Origin of the sequence: Bordetella sp. N, assembly GCF_001433395.1 — a bacterium.
In the GTDB taxonomy this organism is placed as follows: Bacteria; Pseudomonadota; Gammaproteobacteria; order Burkholderiales; family Burkholderiaceae_B; genus Bordetella_C.
The window spans coordinates 4410232-4428880 of the sequence record NZ_CP013111.1; the positions used below are offsets into that span (position 1 = coordinate 4410232).

Genomic DNA, 18649 nt, shown 5'->3' on the forward strand with positions numbered 1-18649 from the left:
GGCGAACGATGGGCATGGTATATAGCCCTTTCCCCCTAGCAGGAATTGGACCGCCGGCCTCCACGGCCCCGGCGGTTGCCCCGACATCATGGATACCGACCCCACTCTGGCGCATCCAACCTGGCTACCCGCGCAGGTCCTGCGCGTGCGCGGCGGCCGCCTGGAAGCGGTGCAGCAAGCCGATCAGCTGGCCGAAGAAACCCCCATCGCCCTGGAATTCAATGGCATCAGCCATGCCACCATGCTGGCCACGCCGGCCGACCTGGAAGACTTCGCGCTGGGGTTCGCGCTGACCGAAGGCATCGTGGGCGATGCCCACGACGTGCGCGGCATCGAATTGCGGGAAGAATGCGATGGCGTCGTCGTGGAAGTGGAGATATCCAGCGCCTGCGCCGCGCGTTTGAAAGAGCGCCGGCGGGCCATGTCGGGCCGTACCGGCTGTGGCCTGTGCGGCGTGGAAACCCTGCCTGAAGTGATGCGCGACGTGGCCCCCGTGGGGGCGGCCCCGGCCGTTCCTTTGGCCGCGGCGCTGGCCGCCATGCGGGCCCTGCGCGACCGTCAGCCGCTGCATGCCGCCACCGGCGCCACCCATGCCGCCGGCTGGGCCGACGCCGATGGCCGCCTGCAAGTGGTGCGCGAGGACGTCGGCCGCCACAATGCGCTGGACAAGCTGGTGGGCGCCCTGGCCCGCGCCGACCTTGGGGCGGCGCAGCGGGCGGGCAGCGTGATCGTCGTATCCAGCCGCGCCAGTTTCGAGATGGTGCAGAAGACCGCCGCCGCCGGCGTCGGCCTGCTCGCCGCCGTGTCAGCGCCAACCGCCCTGGCGCAGCGCCTGTCGCAACGGCTGGGAGTCGGGCTGATGGGCTTCATGCGCGGCGACGACGCCACGATCTACGCCTGCCAGGAACGCCTGGCGGGTTAGCTCGGCCGCCGCAGATATAAGCTGGGCGCGGCGCCGAAGGTGCGCCGGAAGGCCGCGGTGAACGCGCTGGGGCTGTTGTAGCCATGTTCCAGCGCCACTTCCAGCACGGACGCGCCCGCGGCCAGCCGCGGCAGGCTGAGCAGCAGCCTGGTCTCGCGGCACCATACCCCCAGATTCATGCCGGTCTCGCGCAAGAACAGGCGCGCCAATGAGCGCGGGTGCATGTGCAGGACCTCCGCCCACGCCGCCAGGCTGGCCTCCCGCGCCGGATCGCGCACCAGCGTCCGGCACAGCGCGGCCAGGCCGGCATGAGCGGGAATGGGCACGTGCAGCGACAGCGGCTGGGCCCGTTCGATTTCATCCAGCACCAGCGTCATCAGGTGTTCGGCGCGCCCGCCCGTCCCATAGTCGCGCGGCAGTTCGACCGCCGCGATCACCAATTCGCGTAACAGCGGGCTGACCTCGAACACCTGGCAGGTCGGCCACAAGCCCGCTCTCAAGCCGGGTTCGACGAACACCGTACGCATCGCCACATCGCCCGCCATGACGATTTCATGCTGCGTGCGCGGCGGCACCCAGACCGCGCGGCCGGGCGGCACCACCCAGCTTCCGGCCGCGGCCCGCACCAGCATCACGCCGGCGGTCGCATACAGCATCTGGCCGCGGCGATGCGCGTGGGCGGGGATGACGGTGCCATCGGCCGGGTCCATGGAATAGGCCACCACGGGACGTTCGGTCTGCTCGCCATGCACCAGGGCGCGGTCGCCACCGATGTCCAGCCAGTCCTGGCTGTCGTCGGCCACCGGGGGCGTGGCCCAGGCACGGTCGCGCGGGGACGAGGGGGTCAATAAGGGCGCCGCGCCGGCTGGAGATGCTGGCTTGTCCATTTCTCGACGGCGAAAGTTAATTTATAGAGAGATTTCCAGACTGTGCCTTTTTAGCATGTCTTTTTCTCGACGAAAGGCACTTCATGAGCGCGCACCACCCTCACCCCTCCCCTGCGCCCGACCGCTCGCGGTTGGGGCTGCTGACCACCACGCACGCGGTCAACGATCTGTACCAGGGCCTGGTGCCCGCGCTGCTGCCTCTGATGGTGCTGGAGCGCGGCTACAACTACACCGCGGTGAGCGGCCTGATGCTGGCGGCCACCGGGCTGTCCAGCGTCGTGCAGCCGCTGTTCGGCCTGTATGCCGACAAGGCGCCGCGCGGCTGGATGGTGCCGCTGGGCTTCCTGGTGGCGGCCTTGGGACTGGTGCTGGCCGGCATGAGCGGCGGCAGCTATCTGGGGACGTGGCTGGCCGCGGCGCTGTGCGGCCTGGGCATCGCCGCCTACCACCCGCCCGCCACCGTGGCGGCGCGGGCGGCCGGCGGCGGCTCGCAGGGCGCCATGAGCATCTTCGCGGTGGGCGGCACGATAGGGGCGTCGTTCGCGCCGTTCCTGGCCAACACCGTCGTGGGCGGCGGAGCGCTGAATCGCAGCTGGCTGCTGGGCTTGCCCGCTCTGTTGATGGCGCTGCTGTGGATGGCTGCCACGGCGGGTGCCCGCAAACGCGGCAAGACCGGCGGTCATGCGCGCAAGATCGCCGAGCATGCGACCAACGACTGGCGCGCGTTCGCCTTGCTGTGCGCGGTGATCGTCGGGTGGTCTATCCCCTATGTCACCGTGCTGTCCATGCTGTCCTTGTATGTGATCCGTGAGCTGGGCGGCGCCTCGTATATGGGCGCGGGGGCGCTGACGACGTTCACGGCCGCGGGAGCGGTGGGCACCTTGCTGGGCGGGTGGCTGGCGGATCGCTGGGGGCGTATGACGGCGATACGGTTGGGCTGTATGCTGGCCTTGCCGGCCATGGGTGGTCTGGCGCTGGCGCCCGATGCGGTGTGGGCGTGGTGCTTCACGGGTGCGTTGGGGGCGGCCATGTTTTTACCGTTCTCTTCGCAGGTGACGCTGGCGCAGGATTATTTGCCGCGCAATCCGGCCACGGCCAGCGGGATCACGCTGGGGCTGGCGATGTCGGTTGGCGGGATGGTGTGGCCTTTGTTCGGGTTGCTGTCCGATGCGCGGGGGCTGCGGTACACCTTGACGTGCATGCTGGTGGTGCTGGCTTTGTCGGCGGCGCTGGCGCTGAGGATGCGGAACCGGAAAAAATAAACCCCGGCTTCCGAAGGAAGGCGGGGTGGCCCGAGCCCGGTCAAGGCGCTCGGGGGCCGGGCAAGCCCTGGGGCCTGCCCGAACGACGACTTACTTTTCCTTGTCTTCCTTGACGCGGTACACCAGCACACCGGTGTGCGCCAGGGACAGCACCTTGGCCGTCACGCTGCCGAGCAGCAAACGCGACAAGCCGCTGCGGCCATGGCTGCCGATGAAGATCAGGTCGCAGCCGGTTTCTTCGGCTGCCTGCACGATGCCGTCGGCTACGTTGAAATTGGACACCGCGCGCGACGTGGCTTTCACACCCGCCGTTTCGGCACGGTCCAGCACCAGCTTCAGATAGCGGGTCGACTGCTCGCCCGAGGCTTTTTCATAGTCCTCGTCGGTGATGGCATAGGCCGCGGCCATGCCGTCGAACCCGATGGTCGCGGCGAAAGGCTGGGTCACGTATAAGGCGACGACTTCAGCGCCGACCGAACGGGCAAAGCAAACGCCGGCATTGGCGGCTTGGGCAGACAGCGGCGAACCGTCAGTGGGAATCAGGATTTTTTTAAACATGGTGCCTGCTCCAGGAACATGGAAAGTTCAATGTACAGGAAAACAGGCACACGCGGATGAGCACCTACCCGAAGATCAGGCCGGCTTTCGCCGGGCAAGCGAAGTCAGCCTGACGCAAGGCGTTCGTACGCCGGCGTCGTCCTCAGCTTTGCTGTGCGGCCAGGAACAGATTGGTGCAACGGGTGCCCGAGCGGCAGTAGGCCAGCACCGGAGCGGGCATGGTGCGCAGCAACTGGGCGAAATGGGCGACGTCGTCGGCGGTCATGGCGCTGCCGACGACCGGCTGGTATTCGACCTGCAGGCCGGCGTTCAACGCGGCTTCCGTCACTTGCGCGGCGGTGGGCTGGTCCTGGCCGCCTTCGTAGTCCGGCCGATTGATGATCACGCTCTTGTAGCCGGCGGCGGCCACGGCGGGCATGTCGTCAGGCGAGAGCTGGGGGGCAACCGAGAAATCGTCGGTCAGGACGCGGACGGGCAGGGACATGGTGAACTCCTCAGAATCAATCCTGAGGAGTATAAGGCCCCCCCGTACCGCGCGGAGCGCGGCCCCCCAGGGGGCGGCACTGGCGGACCGGAGGAAGGTCTCACCCCCACGCGCTGCGCGCGTCCCCCTCAAGGGGGCGGCACTGGCGGACCGGCAAAGCCGGCTCCGCTGTGCCCCCGCTAGTTTTGAGTTCTTTAGCGAAGGCCAACCAGCGCCGGCCCATCCGCGGCGCCGACGCTACGCTGCGGCGACGAGATCAGCAATGGCTTGACCTACGTCCGTGGTGGACGCCTTGCCGCCCAGGTCTGGTGTCAGGGGGCCGCTGCGGAGGGCGTCTTCGATCGCTCGCACGATGGCGTCGTGCGCGGCGCGGCAGGGGCCGGTGGCGTCGCCCAGGAAGTCCAGCATCATGGCGCCCGACCAGATCATGGCGATGGGGTTGGCAATGCCTTGCCCATAGATATCCGGCGCCGACCCGTGCACCGGTTCGAACAGCGAAGGAAAGCGCTTCTCGGGATTCAGGTTGGCCGACGGCGCCAGGCCTATCGTGCCGGTGCACGCGGGCCCCAGGTCGGACAGGATGTCGCCGAACAGATTGGTCGCCACCACCACGTCGAAACGCTCCGGCTGCAACACGAAGCGCGCGCACAGAATATCGATGTGCTGCTTGTCGACGCGGATCTCCGGATACGACTTGCCGACCTCATCGGCACGCTCGTCCCACCACGGCATGCTCAGCGCGATGCCGTTGGACTTGGTGGCCACGGTCAGCTGCTTCCGCGCGCGCGATTTCGACAGCTCATAGGCGAACTTCAGCACCCGATCCGCCCCGAACCGCGAAAACACCGATTCCTGGATGACGATCTCACGCTCGGTGCCCGCATAGATGCGGCCGCCCAGATTTGTGTACTCCCCTTCCGTGTTCTCGCGCACCACGACGAAATCGATATCGCCGGGCACTTTCCCCGCCAGCGGGCAACGCACGCCTTCGAACAGCCGCACCGGACGCAGATTGACGTACTGGTCGAACTGGCGGCGGAACTGCAGCAAGGAACCCCACAAGGACACATGGTCCGGCACGGTCTGCGGCCAGCCCACGGCGCCGAAATAGATGGCATCGGTGCCATCCAGCTGCGCCTTCCAATCGTCCGGCATCATCTTGCCGTGCTGTTCGTAGTACTCGGCGCAAGCCCAGTCGTAGTGCTGGAACTCCAGGCCGATGCCGAATTTCTCGGCCGCCGCGCGCACCACGCGCAAGCCCTCCGGCATGACTTCCTTGCCGATGCCGTCCCCGGCAATAACAGCGATGCGATAAGTGTTCTTCATACGATCTCCTCCTGTGCGGGCGTCGGCGCCTAACAAAAATCCATCGTAGGTAAATTTCCATTTCGGGCACAATAGGCTCACCGTGAATTGACTATGCACGATTCATGAATACCCATCACACCCGCTTCCATGACGCCCTTACAGACGCCCCTCAATGAAGACCTGCGCGTCTTCCTCGCCGTCGCCCGCAAGGCCAGCTTCGTGGCCGCCGCCAATGCCTTGGGCATGTCGCCCGCCTACGTCACCAAGCGCGTCACCACGCTGGAGCGCACGCTAGGCGTCACGCTGCTGCACCGAACCACGCGCCGCGTCACGGTCACCGACCAGGGCGAGCGCGTGATGGCGCGCGCCCAACGCATCCTGGACGACCTCAACGAACTGGTGGAAGAACTGGGCGTCACGCGCCAGGCGCCGCGCGGCACCTTGCACCTGTGCTGCAGCTTCGGCTTCGGCCGTCAGGTGGTGGCGCCGGTGATCGCCGACCTGGCGCGCCACCATCCCGACCTGCAATTGCGTCTGGATCTGTTTGACCGCCTGGTCGACATCACCGCCGAAGGCTATGACCTGGACGTGCGCGTCGGCGACGTCATCCCCCAGCATCTGATCGCGCGTCCGCTGGCCGCCAACCGGCGCATCCTGTGTGCCTCGCCTGCCTACCTGCAACGCGCGGGCACGCCGCGCAGCCTGGCCGACCTGGCCGGCCATGATTGCCTGGTGATCAAGGAACGCGACCACCCCTTCGGCGTCTGGAGCCTGCGGTCCGCCCGCCATGGCGAGCAAAGCGCCAAGGTCAGCGGGCCGCTGTCTTCGAACAACGGCGAGGTCGTGGCGCGCTGGGCCGTCGAAGGTCACGGCATCTTCCTGCGCTCCATGTGGAACGTGGCGCCGCTGCTGGCGTCCGGCACGCTGGTACAGGTATTGCCCGAGTGGTCGCAGGAAGCGAACATCTGGGCCGTTTATCCGCCCCGCCTGGACGGCTCCGCCAAGGTCAGGATCTGCGTGGAATGGCTGCAGCAGGCCATGCGCGGCCTGGGCCAGGCAGGCGCTCCGGCGGCCAGCGGATGAAGGGATAAGCGGATAGAGGTGACGCGCCCGCCCGCGTGCACAGGCCCGCAGGTGGCAGCCCCTAGCCCGCCGCTTCCATCACCGCGGCCACCTGCTTCCACGCCTGCTGATTGTCCGCCATGCTGACCGTGAATCGCATATAGGTCGACGGCGCTTGCGTCGGCGAAAACAAGGTGCCGGGCGCCAGCAGCAGGCCGCGCTCGGCCGCCACGCGCGCCAGCGATTCGGAATCGCGGCCGCAATCGGCCCAGACGAACATGCCGGCCTGGGGCGGATGCGGGATCTGAAAACCAAGCCGCAGCAGCTGCCGCGTGCAGCGCTCGCGTGCGTCGTCGACACGATTGCGCACGCGTTCCATATGCAGGCGGTACTGCCCCTCGGCCAGGATGCGATGGACCACCCGTTCGCCCAATTCCGAAGAGGTCAGGCCCGACAGCATCTTCAGGTCGGTCAACTGCTGCTGCAGGGCCGGCGCCGCCGCGATATAGCCCACCCGCAGGCTGGCCGCCATCATCTTGGAGAAGCCGCCGACGAAGATCACGCGCTGAAGACGGTCCAGCGTGGCCAGGCGCATGGCTTTGCCGGGATGCAATTCGGCATAGGTATCGTCTTCGACCAACATGAAGTCGTGCTTCTCGGCGATGCGCAGCACGTCATAGAGGACACCGGCGGGCAGTGCATGTCCCGTCGGGTTATGCACCGCGCTGTTGACGATGAAAAGCTTGGGCTTATGCTGCGCGGCCAGGCGCTCCAGCGCCGGAATGTCGTAGCCATCCTGCGTGCGCGGCACGCCCACCACGCGCGCGCCGAACGCGGCCAGGCGGGCGAAGACCAGGAACCAGGCCGGATCTTCCACCAGCACCGTGTCGCCCGGCCGCACCAGCAGGCGGGCAATCAGGTCCAGGCCCTCCGTCACGCCGGCGGTCGTCAGCAGGTTTTCGTCGGGATGCACGGGAATATCCATGCCTTGCAACTGCGCCGCCAATTGCTGACGCAAGGCCGGGAACCCCTGCGGATGCCCATAGCTGACGAGATTGCCGCGCACACTGCGCCCGACCGCGCGCACGGCGCCGGCCACCATCTCTGGGTCAAGCCATTCAGGCGGCAGCAGACCGGCGCCGCCCGGCATGCCGGGGGTGGCGGACTCGCGGAACATGCTGCGCAGCAGCCAGGCGATGTCGATGCGCGCGGGCGCATGGGGCGCTTGCGGCGCGGCCGCCGGCTGCGGCGCCAGGGTTCGGGGCGCCACGAAGAAACCGGCGCCACGGCGCGACAAGACCAGCCCGCGCGCCGCCAGCTTTTCGTAGGCTTCGACCACGGTGAAGCGGCTGACGCCGGCCTGGCCCGCCATGTCGCGGATGGAGGGCAAGCGCGCGCCGGGGCGCAAGGCATCGTCCTCGATGCGGCGCGCCACATCGGCGGCCAACTGAGCCGCCAGCGTAGTGTCGGCGCCGCGCACGGGCTGCCAGGTAGTAGGAGCATTCATGGAAGAGCAAGCGCAACTGTCATGGTCAACGGACCGGGCCAGATACCCGAACTATTTGAAAAAGTGTACCGGTACTGTACCGTACACCTTACGTAGAGTGTCAGGCAAGGGTAGATCCGGCAATCCGGATTCGCCCTGATGCCGGAGACAACCATGCCACCCCCCAGTTCTTCCCTGCCCACCGGGCGGGACACCTTATCCGTTGGACCTACCACGGCCTCCCTCACAGCCGGCCCGGCGCAGCAGCGCTGGGAAGGCTACAGCTATGGCCTGATCGGTGTGCTGATCTTCAGCCTCACCCTGCCCATGTCGCGCATCGCCGTGGCCGAACTGCATCCCCTGCTGGTCGGACTTGGACGAGCGCTGGCCGCGGCGGTGCCGGCCATCCTGATGCTGTGGATCACCCGCAGCCGGCGCCCCACGCCCAAGGAATGGCGCGCGATCATCCTGGCGGCGCTGGGTGTCGTGCTGGGCTGGCCGCTGGCCTCGACCCTGGCGATGCGCACGGTGCCGTCGGCCCACGGCGCGGTCATCAACGGCCTGCTGCCGCTGTGCACCGCGGCTTTCGCGGCGCTGGGCACCGGCGAGCGCCCCTCCGGCCGCTTCTGGCTGTGGGCAGTGGCCGGCGCGGCGCTGGTGATCGGATTCGCGCTGCGCGAAGGCGGCGGCGCGCCGCAACCGGGCGACCTGTGGTTGTTGCTGGCGGTGCTGCTGGGCGGCCTGGGCTACGCCCAGGGCGCCCAGGCCGCCCGCACGCTGGGCGGCTGGCGCACGATCTGCTGGGCGCTGGCCGTCAGCGCGCCTTTCATCGCCGCGCCGGTAGGCTGGCTGGCCTGGCACGCGCCCGTCGCGCCCTCGCCGGCGGCCTGGCTGGCCCTGGCCTACCTGTCCTTTTTCTCGATGTTCATCGGCTTTTTCGCCTGGTACCGGGGCCTGGCGCAAGGCGGCATCGCGAAGGTGGGACAGGTGCAGCTGTTGCAACCCTTCCTGACTGTCGTGGCCGCCGCCCTGTTGTTCAACGAAGCGGTACCCCCCAGCACGGTGATATGTGCCCTGGCCGTTATCGCCGTGATCGCCGCCGGCCGCCGTGCCGCCGTCCGCGGAGCCCGTCCATGAACGACTACACCAATGCCATCCCTCTGCTGTCGGGCGGCCTGCTGGGTCCACTGGCCCTGTTCGCCCTGGTCAGTTCCATCACGCCGGGGCCCAACAATGTGATGCTGGCCGCGTCCGGCCTGAATTTCGGCTTTCGCCGCACCTTGCCGCATCTGCTGGGCGTGTCCATCGGCTTCACGCTGATGATCCTGCTGGTGGGCGCGGGCCTGGGGGCGCTCTTCCAAAGCTCACCGATCCTGTACACCGTACTCAAGTATGCCGGCGCGGCCTATCTGCTGTACCTCGCCTGGAAGATCGCCCGCGCCGGTGAATTGAGCGAAGGGGGCCGGCGCGCCCAGCCGATGACCTTCCTGCAGGCGGCCGCGTTCCAATGGGTCAATCCCAAAGCCTGGGTCATGGCGGTCGGTGTCGCCGCCGCCTACATCCCCGCCAGCGGCTTCTACATCAACCTTTTGATCGGCACCCTGGTCTGCGGCATCATCAATCTGCCCAGCATCGGAGTATGGGTGCTCTTCGGCAGCTCCCTGCGTGGGCTGCTGCGCCAGCCGGGCGCCGTGCGTATCTTCAATGGGGCCATGGCCTTATTGCTGGTAGGATCGCTGTACCCGGTCGCGCTGGATCTGGCACGAGCGCTGGCCGGGAACTGACGCAAGGGAACCTGGCCGGCAAGGGGCGGTCTATCCGATATGCGCCTCCCCCGCCGCCTGAGCTTACCCATAGTCCTGACGCTGGCCATTCTGGCCAGCGCCTTCACGTTCGGCTGGATCAAACTGGACGCCTGGCAACGCCAGGCGATCTTCGCGTCGGCCACCGGTGATCAACCCTGGTTCCGCGACCCGCCGGCCGGCACGCAGGCCTTCGACCTGGACGTGGCGCCCGGCCAGAAGGTCCATGCCTGGTATTGGCAGAGCCCCAATCCCCAGGCAGCCACGGTGCTCTATCTGCATGGCGCGCGCTGGAACCTGAACGGTAGCGCCTTCCGCATGACGCGCTGGACGGAAATGGGCTATTCCGTGCTGGCGATCGACTATCGCGGCTTCGGGCAGTCGACGCAGCTGTTGCCGTCCGAAAGCTCCGCCGGCATCGATGCCGCGGCCGCGATGCGGGAACTGGCCAGACGCCAGCCCGATCCGGCCCGCCGCTTCATCTACGGCCACAGCCTGGGTGGCGCGATCGCCATCGACCTGGCGGCGCGCAAGGACATCCCGCCCTTCGCCGGCCTGATCGTGGAGTCCAGCTTCACCAGCATCAGCGCCATGTTGGCCACGCTGCGCTGGGGCAGGCTTCCGGGCGCCAGCCTGCTCGTCACCCAGCCTTTCGATTCCATCGATAAAGTGGCGAGCCTGCGCACGCCGGTGCTGTTCATGCACGGCACGGCGGACTCGGTCATCCCGCACACGATGAGCGACCAGCTCTTCGCCGCCGTCCACGACGTGGCGCCGCCGCTGAAGCGGCTGGTGAAAATCGAAGGCGCCACGCACTCCGGCGCCGTGCGCAGCGGCGCGCCTTACGAAAAGGCGGTCGCGTCCTTCGTGCGCGATGCGCGCGCGGCGTACGACACCAAGCTCAATCCCTGACGCAGCAAGGTGGCGGCAAAACCAGTGTCATTCAGCACCTGGAACTCGGCGCCACGCTGCGCCGCCATGCCCGTATCGCCAGGTTGTGGCATGGCCGGGTGGCACATCAGCAGGTCTCCGTCACGCATGTTCCGCAGCCACAAGGGCAGCAACGCCACATAAGCCTCGCTGCCGCCGCGGAAGTCATAGACCCCCAGCAAACGGCGATTGCTGCGCAGGCCTGCGGCCGTGGCGGCGCGGCTGAATGAATAGGCGCCCAAGGCCCCGATGACGCGCGCCTTCCAACGCAGCGCGCCGGGCAGACCGGCCTGCTCGCCCGGTGCCGAACACCTTACCCACGGGGCCGCCGCGCCATAGCGGCGCGCAAGGATGGCCAGCAGGGCCTGGCGTATCTGCGGCAACTGGTGCACATGCTGATGGCCGTCGATGAAATCCGGCTGCCGTCCCATGGCCGCCTCGAACGCATCGAGCTGCCGTTCGATCTGGCGCGCCACGCGAGGCGCGTCCAACGTGCGCGTATAGCTGCGCGCGATGAGTTGCGACAGCGGCAAGTACAAGCCCGGCTGGCCCAGGGCCTCGGTGAAATTCAAATGCACGCCGGCGTCGACATCCAGCTCGGCCAGGCTGCGCGCATCCTGCTGGAACGCAGGCGCATGGGTCATGCAGCCGACAGCGCTAAGACGGCGCTTGCGCGCGAGCACGAGTATGCCTTCATTGATCGCATCGTTCATGCCAAAATCATCGGCGCACACGATAATGCGGCGCGGCCGGCGTTCACCGGCACCATCGCCTGCGTCATCGCGGCCAGAGGACTTTTTCACATGCGGCTCCTGATACGACAACTCAGCTGGTTCATCATCGTTGGCTGCGCGGCTGCCGCCACCCATTGGCTGGTCGCCGTGGGCAGCGTGCGCGGCCTTGCGCTGCAGCCATTGTGGGCCAACGTGGCGGGCTGGGCCGTCGCTTTCGTGGTTTCCTTCAGCGGTCATTTCCTGCTTACCTTCCGACATCAAGCCGGTGCCTGGCATGAAGCGGCACGCCGCTTCTTTTTCGTATCGGCAGGCGGATTCCTGGTCAATGAACTTTCCTACGCGTGGTTGCTGCACCATACCGCCGTGCGATACGACATCCTGTTGGCGGCGATACTGATAGGCATCGCCGTCCTTACCTTCCTGGTCAGCCGCCTGTGGGCGTTTCGCCGCAGTACTGCCGCTTGAACGCGGGCCCGCTTTCGAAATACCACAGTCCACCACGCGGAGCGGTATAACGGGGCGCCTGCGACTGCAATATTTTGTACTTGCCGAAGTCGTCGGCAGGGTCGGCCCAGATCCAGAAAGCCTGGCCATCGGGCGCCGCGCACAAGCGGCGCCGCATTTCCGCATCGCTGATCAGGTTGCGGCGCATGACGGGTTCGTCGAACTTACCCGCGTCGTAGAGCTCCTTGCGCCAGTTGTCGCGCTTGGCGATCCGCTCGGGATCCCAGTCGTCGACGACCCAGATCGGCTTGCCGCTGCGCAGCGTCATCAGCAGGTCGTAGGGATAGAAACGTAGCGCGATCAGGGTATCGCCCGGACGGAACTCATTGCGCGCGGCAAGGCCGATGCTGACGTTATTGGGCTTGGCGTAATGGGCGGCCAGCACGTTCGCCACCACACACATCACGGCCGCGCCCGACAGGGTCAGGGCAAACACGCGGGTGCGGCGTTGGGAACGCGTGTCCGCCCGCATCAGGCCCATGACGATGACTTCCGCGACCAACGCGGCCACTGCGGGCAAGACGGGCTGGATGTAGCCCACCAGCTTGGACGCCGGGATCGAGAAGAACACCAGGATGACACCCAGCCAGCAGAGCATCAGCCAGCGCACGTCCGCGGCGCGCACCGCGTCGGCCGCGGCCAGACGTTGCGCCGTCGCCTCGGCGGAGACGGCTGACGCCGCGGTTGGCGTACCCGCCTGCACCGCGGCGGAACCCGCGGCCGGATTGGCCCAGAACGCCTTGCGCAAGGTGCCCGCCAGCCAGAGTGTCCAGGGCAGGGCCAGGCCCAGCACGATCGGCACGTAGAACCAGAAAGGCTGCACGTTGTTGAAGCCGGTGGCGGCGAAGCGCTCGAACTGCTGGTAGATGAAGAAGTAATGGATGAAGTCCGGGAAACGCTGCTGCATCACCCAGAACCAGGGCACCGACACCGCCAGGAAAGCCACGATGACCGGCGGCCACAGCAGAACGGCCAGGCCGCGCCAGCGTCGGCGCAGGATGATCCACAGCACCAGCACCGCGCCGGGCAGCACCACTCCGATCAACCCCTTGGCCAGGACGCCCAAACCCGCCAGCAGACCGGTCGTCAAAGACAGCGAACGAAAGGGCAGCCCCGCGTCGGCGCGCAGCACCGTGGTGGCGCCGACCATGATGGTCATGCCGATCAGGCTGGCCACCAGCATATCCAGGTTGGCGAACTGCGCGCTGCCGAAAAAGAAAGGCTGCGTCAGCAGGGCCAGCAGGCCGACCACGGCCGTGCCCGCGCCACGCCAGCGACGGAGGAAGAAATAGAGTGTCAGGCACAGGCCCCACGCCGCCAGCCAGGACGGCAGCCGGGCGGCCCACACGCTGGGGCCGAAGACGCTGTAGGCCAATTCGGCCAGCCAGTAGTACAGCGGCGGCTTGTGGAAGAAAGGCATGCCGTTCAAGATCGGCACGACATGCGAGCCATTGCTCAGCATCTCCCAGGCAACACCCCCGTAGCGCCCTTCATCGGGCAGGGTCAGCGGGCGCAGCCAGGACAGCCAGAGCAGCCATGCGCCCGAACCAAAGAGGATGACCGCGCTTGATGGCGCGGTCAGCAGGCGCCGCAAGGCGCCTGTACCAGTACGTGTCATTTAGCAGCCGGTTTCTCAGTGAAGACCTTGCCGCGCTGCTCCCGGACGACATACAACGGACGTCCCTTCACTTCGTCGAATATGCGGCCGACGTATTCACCGACCACACCCAAAGACATCATATTGATGCCGGCGAAGAACATCAGGGCGGCAACGATGGTGGTCCAGCCGGACAAGGGATTCCCAAATAACAGGAAATCCACCACCAGGTAGCAGCCGTAGCCAAACGAGAGCAACGCGAACAACATGCCTATCATACTGACAACGCGCAGGGGCCAGGTGGTGAACGCGGTCAGACCCGCGAACGCCAGCTTGAAAAGTTGCCGGCCATTGAAGTTGCTGGCGCCATGCGCCCGCTCGGCGGGGGTATAAGGCAGCGCTTCCGTCTTGAAGCCGACCCAGGCATACAGGCCTTTCATGAAACGCGTGCGCTCGGGCAAGGCGTTCAGCACCTGAACCACCCGGCGGTCCATCAGGCGGAAATCGCCCGCATGCGCCGGCACCTTCACGCGGCGGCCATCGCTGAGCAGCCGATAGAACGCCCACGCGCCCAGACGCTTGGCCCAGTGCTCATCATCACGGCTCTCGCGCACGGCATAGACCATGTCCGAGCCGGCCCGCCAGCGTTCCAGCATCTCGGGGATCAGCCGGGGCGGGTGTTGCATATCCGCATCCATGCAGATCACCACATCGCCGGTGGTCGCTTCCAGGCCCGCGCTGATGGCGGCTTCCTTGCCGAAGTTGCGCGACAGCTGCAAGTAGCGGATGCCGTCGACAGCGGTCCACTCCCGCATCATCTCGGGCGTGCCGTCGGTACTGCCGTCGTCGGTGACGATCACCTCCCAGGACGTACACAAACGGCTGAGCAGCGAGATCAACTCGGGCAGCAGCACGCGCAGATTGGCGCTCTCGTTGAGGCAGGGGACGACGCAGGAAATGCGTATGTCGTCGACGTTCTCAGATCGAGGGGTTACTTCCGGCAACATTGTGGGGGTCAGGGCGCCGGTCCTGGATTCGATATGCATGGTTCACCGTAAGGTAAATGACTGCTGGACGGCAGTATCGATGCACCCCCGTTGAATTTTCATCAAAGCGCTCATGGATGCGATTGTCATCGCAAATTGAAGCGCAAGCGCCAAAGTGCAACTGCGCGTTGCAGGAAAGTACGTCTCGCGTCCCGCGCCAGCAACCGTCCTTTCACCGAGCCTTCAAAACCGTGAAACCCACAGCGTGAGGAATATTCGCCCTTCCGGGAGGGGTTTTCCCTTAGGTGCCACCCAAAGCCATCAGCCACTTGCTCGACCCGCGGCGACCCGCGCGGGGCCGGCAGGTGGCGTCTTACCTGGCTTACCCCGCACCCAACACCATGGAATCCCCCTCAGACCGAGCGCCCTACGACGCTCGCACCGCCCAGACCCATCTAAGGCGCGCCCGCCGTATCGCCGTGCTTATGGCTCCCCGCCTGGGGGACAGCCTGCTCATGATGAACATGGCGTACAACCTCAAAACGCATGGCCGCGAGGTCACGGTGTTCGGCGACTATATATATGCGTTGCGCGGCTGGTTCCCCGGCATGGACGTGCGTCCCTCGTTGCCGGAATCCCACGCCGCCACCCTCCTGGCCCGCGCTGGCGACGCAGGCTACGACTGCGCCGTGCAGATGCATGACGCCTGGCCTTACGCGCTGCATCCCCACACGTCCGCGTATTTCTATTACGACTGCCACGTCGTGATCACCGGCAGAGGGTTCGTCAAACTGGAGCAGATCCGCGACTTTTGCCAAAACGACATAGGGCTGACGGGCGCCAGCCTGGAAAACGGCCTGCGGGTGCCCGCGGGACTCGTGTCGCGCAAACACGACAAACGGGTGGTGATACATCCGACGTCGACCAGCGAACAGCGCTGCTGGGCGCGCCGGCACTTCGTCGAACTGGCCCTGCGGCTGCAACGCGAAGGCTACGAGCCGCACTTCGTCCTGGCGCCCGGCGAGCGCGCGGGCTGGGAGTGCCTGGCGGAGCATGGCCTGGCGCTCCTGCGGGCATCGCGCCTGGCCGACGTGGCCGCCTTCATCCACGAGTCGGGCTGGTTCATCGGCAACGAGTCCGGTATCGGCCATCTGGCCTCCAACGTCGGCGTGCCCACGCTGACGGTCACTGGCCGACCCACGCGCACGCGTGCCTGGCGGCCCGCCTGGACAAGGTCCCGCATCGTCTACCCGCTGTATATCGTCGGCGGCCGCTGGCGCGACCTGTATTGGCGCGAGTGGCTGCTGCCGGGGCACGTGCTGCATGAATTCAAGCGCCTGACCCGAGACTGCGCCCGTGACGCGGGGCGCCCCGCGCCGGCTCGTATGCCGCAGGCGCCAGTCTCCCGCACCAAACCGTCCTGAATAAAAATGCCAACCCAACCCTATCTGCTTGGCGCCACCACGCTGGCGCTGCTGGTATGCGCCGCTGCCCTGGTCAGCCCCACGGCGGGGCCGTGTCTGCATTACGTGATCGCCTTCATGGCCCTGCTTGCCATGACGATCAATGTACGCACCGGCCGCGAGTCCTTCCACATCGGCGCACCCATGCTGGTGGCGCTCTGCGCGCCCCTGCTCGTCTTGTTGGTCAGCTGCGTGGTCCACGTTCCATGGAGTGCTTCGGAGTTCGAAAAACAGCTGCGCTTCGCCTTGGCGGCGCCGATCGCGTGGCTATTGCTGCGGGCCGACCGGCGCTGGCTGCGCCAGGTCCAGTGGGCGTTCCTGTTCAGCGCGTATGCCGGCTCCCTCGTTCTGATTACCGTCGTCAGCACCAACGAACTGGGCCGCATGGCCGTGTCCGATTACGGCGGCCGCTATAACGCCGTGACCTTCGCCAACCTGACGCTGTTCTTCGGCTTCGCCGCCACCATGACCATACCGTGGACCAGCTCGCCCTGGCCGCGCCTTGAGAACATCTTGAAGGCGGCCGCCACCCCGGTGACGCTGTATGCGGTGTGGCTGTCGCAGACCCGCAGCAGCTGGGTGCTGGCAGGCCTGCTGCCGCTGGTCATTCTGCTCGGCAACAAGCAGTGGAGCCGGCGCGCCAAGGCACGTTTCCTGGCGGGCGCGCTGGGCATCCTGATGCTGGGGTCGACCTACGCCTGGTATTCCCCGGCCAGCCGCATGAGCGCCGTGTGGTCCGACGTGCAGCGCTATGAACACCAGGATCGCGACACCTCCGTGGGCATCCGCATCCAGCTTTGGCGGGCCTCGTGGCTGGTGTTTGAAAAGAGTCCCCTGCTGGGCGTGGGTCCCAGCCAGTTCCGCGCGGAACTGGCAAGGCTGGAGAAAGCCGGGGTCGTCACGCCGACCGTCGTCGAAGGCTATGGCGAACCGCACAACGACTTTCTGAATGCCTTGGCAGGCTACGGCCTGCTTGGCTTTCTAAGCGTTTGCTGTCTCTACTTCGTCCCGGCGGCGCTGTTCCTGCAGCGGCTGCGCGACACGGACGCCGCCACCCGCGCGGCTGCCCGCATCGGCCTGCTCTTCACGCTGGGCTATGCCTGCTTCAGCATGACGGAGATGATGTTCCGCAATATGCGCAGCGTGCCGATCTACGCCGTTACCGTGGTCGTGCTTTACGTGTTGGTCTCGCCGCGGCCGGTGCGCAGGGTCGTTCACAAGACGGCCGCGGTGGCCGACGCCGCGCCCGCGTTGGGCGTCGCGGTGGGCGACTGATCGCCTGCTGGTTTCCCCCTACTTTTTCCCTATTGCCAAACGCGAAGCGAATCCCGTAGGATTCGTAAACCGATTTAGTAAACCGGTTTACCTGGTTTATTTATCGCGTACACCGGCCAGCAAGGACCGGAAAACATAACGACGACAATCAGGAGACAAAAGCCATGAGGCTGACCCCGCCCCCGGCGCGCCCATCGCGTCGCGCTTTCTTGCAGACCGCCGCCGCCGGTGCGGCCGCCCTGGCAGCACCCAACATCATGGCGGCGCCTGCCACCGTGGCGCTGCGCTGCTCTTCCTCGCAACCCGCCGACCAAAGCGCCGCCCAATTCATCTGGTACGACCGCTTCGCCGCCAACCTGAAGCAGGCGGTCGGCGATCGCATACGTGTCGACTTCTTCCCCAATGGCCAATTGGGCAAGGAAGCCGACGTGGTGCAGCAGGTGCGCCTGGGCTCCATCGACATGATGATCACCGGCAGTTCGATCTGGGCTACCGCCCTGCCCGAGTTGGCCCTGCTGGACATGGGCTTCCTGTTCGACAGCTGGGATCACGTCAACAAGTCCGTCGATGCCGGCGTCGGCGCGCAGTTCGACAAGCTGCTGCAGGAACGCACGGGCTGCACGTTCCTGGGCTGGGGCAATCACTTCAACGCGCGCAGCGTCTATACCAAGAAGCCGGTACTGCGCGAGGCCGATCTGAAGAACGTCAAGCTGCGCGTGCTGCCGACGCCGATCTTCGTCGAAACCTTCAAGCTGATGGGGGCCATCCCCACGCCGATTCCGGTCAACGAGCTGTACACCGCCGTGCAGACGGGTGTGGTCGATGGTTTCGAGCACGACGCCGCGACGGTGCTGTCCAGCAAGTTCAACGAAGTGGTCAGCAATTGCTGGTTGACCAATCACTTGTTCAGCCCGTCCATCACGGCCATCGGCAAGCGCGGGCTGGCCAAGGTGCCCAAGGACCTGCTGCCGGCTTTCCAGCAGGCCGCCAAGGACGCAGACAACTTCCAGCGCCAGGCATCCGGCACCAAGGGCAAGGACGCGCTGGCCGCGCTGGAGAAGGCCGGCATCGCCTTTCATCCCATGGATCCCGCCGAGCGCCAACGCATCCGCCAGACCATGGAAACCAAGCTGTGGCCCACGGTGACGGCGCAGTATCCGGTGACCAAGCCGATGCTGGACATCATCAACGCCCAGCGGGCATAAGCAACGCCGCGCCGCGGCAGGGGAAGAATTACCAGGCAACCCTCAGGGTTGCCTGGTCTCCTGGCGATGGTTTGAAGCAGCCCGGCGTCACGAAAAGCCCTTAAGGGCAGACCGAAGGGGCATTGCGCAAAGAAAGTGCAAGGAGACGGAGACATGAGTTCACAGGTTCTGCAAAGCACCGCCG

The 18649-nt window shown here is 66.4% G+C and carries 18 protein-coding genes; 10 read left to right on the forward strand and 8 right to left on the reverse strand.

Going from position 1 to position 18649, the window contains the following annotated elements:
* The first annotated feature begins 88 nt into the window (after positions 1-88).
* Positions 89-922: a formate dehydrogenase accessory sulfurtransferase FdhD gene (gene fdhD / locus ASB57_RS18930; RefSeq protein ID WP_057653622.1), complete on the forward strand. Its 834-nt coding sequence runs from the start codon at positions 89-91 to the stop codon at positions 920-922.
* Here fdhD and ASB57_RS18935 read toward each other — a convergent pair.
* Positions 919-1770: a helix-turn-helix transcriptional regulator gene (locus tag ASB57_RS18935; RefSeq protein ID WP_369822717.1), complete on the reverse strand. Its 852-nt coding sequence runs from the start codon at positions 1768-1770 to the stop codon at positions 919-921. The two genes, fdhD and ASB57_RS18935, sit on opposite strands and share 4 nt — an antisense overlap.
* A gap of 122 nt (positions 1771-1892) precedes the next feature.
* On the opposite strand from ASB57_RS18935, the gene ASB57_RS18940 reads away from it, so the two are divergent.
* Entirely contained in the window at positions 1893-3071 is a 1179-nt protein-coding gene (locus tag ASB57_RS18940) for an MFS transporter (RefSeq protein WP_057653623.1), read from the forward strand.
* A 90-nt stretch (positions 3072-3161) separates the two neighbouring features.
* Here ASB57_RS18940 and ASB57_RS18945 read toward each other — a convergent pair whose 3' ends face one another.
* From ASB57_RS18945 to ASB57_RS18955, 3 genes are all read right to left on the reverse strand, one after another.
* Positions 3162-3629 carry a universal stress protein gene (locus ASB57_RS18945; protein WP_057653624.1) on the reverse strand — a complete coding sequence of 156 codons (468 nt, stop codon included), beginning with the start codon at positions 3627-3629 and terminating at the stop codon, positions 3162-3164.
* Between the two features lie 142 nt (positions 3630-3771).
* Positions 3772-4113, reverse strand: a complete 342-nt coding sequence (locus ASB57_RS18950; protein WP_057653625.1) for a TIGR01244 family sulfur transferase — start codon at positions 4111-4113, stop codon at positions 3772-3774.
* A 237-nt stretch (positions 4114-4350) separates the two neighbouring features.
* On the reverse strand, positions 4351-5439 hold the full coding sequence (locus ASB57_RS18955) for a tartrate dehydrogenase (protein WP_057653626.1): 1089 nt from the start codon (positions 5437-5439) through the stop codon (positions 4351-4353).
* 129 nt (positions 5440-5568) lie between these two features.
* Here ASB57_RS18955 and ASB57_RS18960 point away from each other — a divergent pair, with 129 nt between their 5' ends.
* The gene (locus tag ASB57_RS18960; RefSeq protein WP_057653627.1) at positions 5569-6504 is read left to right on the forward strand and encodes a LysR substrate-binding domain-containing protein; all 936 of its coding nucleotides are present in this window, start codon (positions 5569-5571) and stop codon (positions 6502-6504) included.
* Between the two features lie 61 nt (positions 6505-6565).
* Here the strand turns inward: ASB57_RS18960 and ASB57_RS18965 are convergent, their stop codons facing one another.
* Positions 6566-7963 (reverse strand): PLP-dependent aminotransferase family protein, encoded by a 1398-nt coding sequence (locus ASB57_RS18965; protein ID WP_197425155.1) that lies wholly within the window; start codon positions 7961-7963, stop codon positions 6566-6568.
* Positions 7964-8260: 297 nt separating this feature from the next.
* On the opposite strand from ASB57_RS18965, the gene ASB57_RS18970 reads away from it, so the two are divergent.
* Genes ASB57_RS18970 through ASB57_RS18980 form a run of 3 tightly spaced genes read left to right on the forward strand, consistent with a single transcriptional unit; the run spans position 8261 to position 10683 of the window.
* Complete coding sequence (locus ASB57_RS18970; RefSeq protein WP_057656266.1) at positions 8261-9106, forward strand: DMT family transporter; 846 nt, start codon at positions 8261-8263, stop codon at positions 9104-9106.
* Complete coding sequence (locus tag ASB57_RS18975; protein ID WP_057653629.1) at positions 9103-9753, forward strand: LysE family translocator; 651 nt, start codon at positions 9103-9105, stop codon at positions 9751-9753. The genes ASB57_RS18970 and ASB57_RS18975 overlap by 4 nt, the downstream gene beginning before the upstream one ends.
* A 39-nt stretch (positions 9754-9792) precedes the next feature.
* Complete coding sequence (locus tag ASB57_RS18980; protein ID WP_057653630.1) at positions 9793-10683, forward strand: alpha/beta hydrolase; 891 nt, start codon at positions 9793-9795, stop codon at positions 10681-10683.
* Here ASB57_RS18980 and ASB57_RS18985 read toward each other — a convergent pair.
* The gene (locus tag ASB57_RS18985) at positions 10614-11414 is read right to left on the reverse strand and encodes a ChbG/HpnK family deacetylase (protein WP_231755477.1); all 801 of its coding nucleotides are present in this window, start codon (positions 11412-11414) and stop codon (positions 10614-10616) included. The genes ASB57_RS18980 and ASB57_RS18985 overlap by 70 nt on opposite strands.
* On the opposite strand from ASB57_RS18985, the gene ASB57_RS18990 reads away from it, so the two are divergent.
* On the forward strand, positions 11337-11900 hold the full coding sequence (locus ASB57_RS18990) for a GtrA family protein (RefSeq protein WP_369822718.1): 564 nt from the start codon (positions 11337-11339) through the stop codon (positions 11898-11900). The genes ASB57_RS18985 and ASB57_RS18990 overlap by 78 nt on opposite strands.
* On the opposite strand, the gene ASB57_RS18995 is transcribed toward ASB57_RS18990, so the two are convergent.
* Together ASB57_RS18995 and ASB57_RS19000 are read right to left on the reverse strand one after the other, a co-directional pair.
* A complete protein-coding gene (locus ASB57_RS18995; RefSeq protein ID WP_057653632.1) occupies positions 11860-13557 on the reverse strand; it encodes a glycosyltransferase family 39 protein in 1698 nt (565 codons plus the stop codon). The two genes, ASB57_RS18990 and ASB57_RS18995, sit on opposite strands and share 41 nt — an antisense overlap.
* A complete protein-coding gene (locus ASB57_RS19000; protein WP_231755478.1) occupies positions 13554-14543 on the reverse strand; it encodes a glycosyltransferase family 2 protein in 990 nt (329 codons plus the stop codon). The genes ASB57_RS18995 and ASB57_RS19000 overlap by 4 nt, the downstream gene beginning before the upstream one ends.
* 380 nt (positions 14544-14923) lie before the next feature.
* Between ASB57_RS19000 and ASB57_RS19005 the strand changes: the two genes are divergently transcribed.
* The 3 genes from ASB57_RS19005 to ASB57_RS19015 all read left to right on the forward strand — a co-directional run bounded on the left by ASB57_RS19005 (position 14924) and on the right by ASB57_RS19015 (position 18465).
* Positions 14924-15946, forward strand: coding sequence for a glycosyltransferase family 9 protein (locus tag ASB57_RS19005; RefSeq protein WP_057653633.1), 1023 nt, complete (start codon positions 14924-14926; stop codon positions 15944-15946).
* 6 nt (positions 15947-15952) lie between these two features.
* Positions 15953-17260: an O-antigen ligase gene (locus ASB57_RS19010; protein WP_057653634.1), complete on the forward strand. Its 1308-nt coding sequence runs from the start codon at positions 15953-15955 to the stop codon at positions 17258-17260.
* 164 nt (positions 17261-17424) lie between these two features.
* Entirely contained in the window at positions 17425-18465 is a 1041-nt protein-coding gene (locus ASB57_RS19015) for a TRAP transporter substrate-binding protein (RefSeq protein WP_057653635.1), read from the forward strand.
* The last annotated feature ends 184 nt before the right edge of the window (positions 18466-18649 follow it).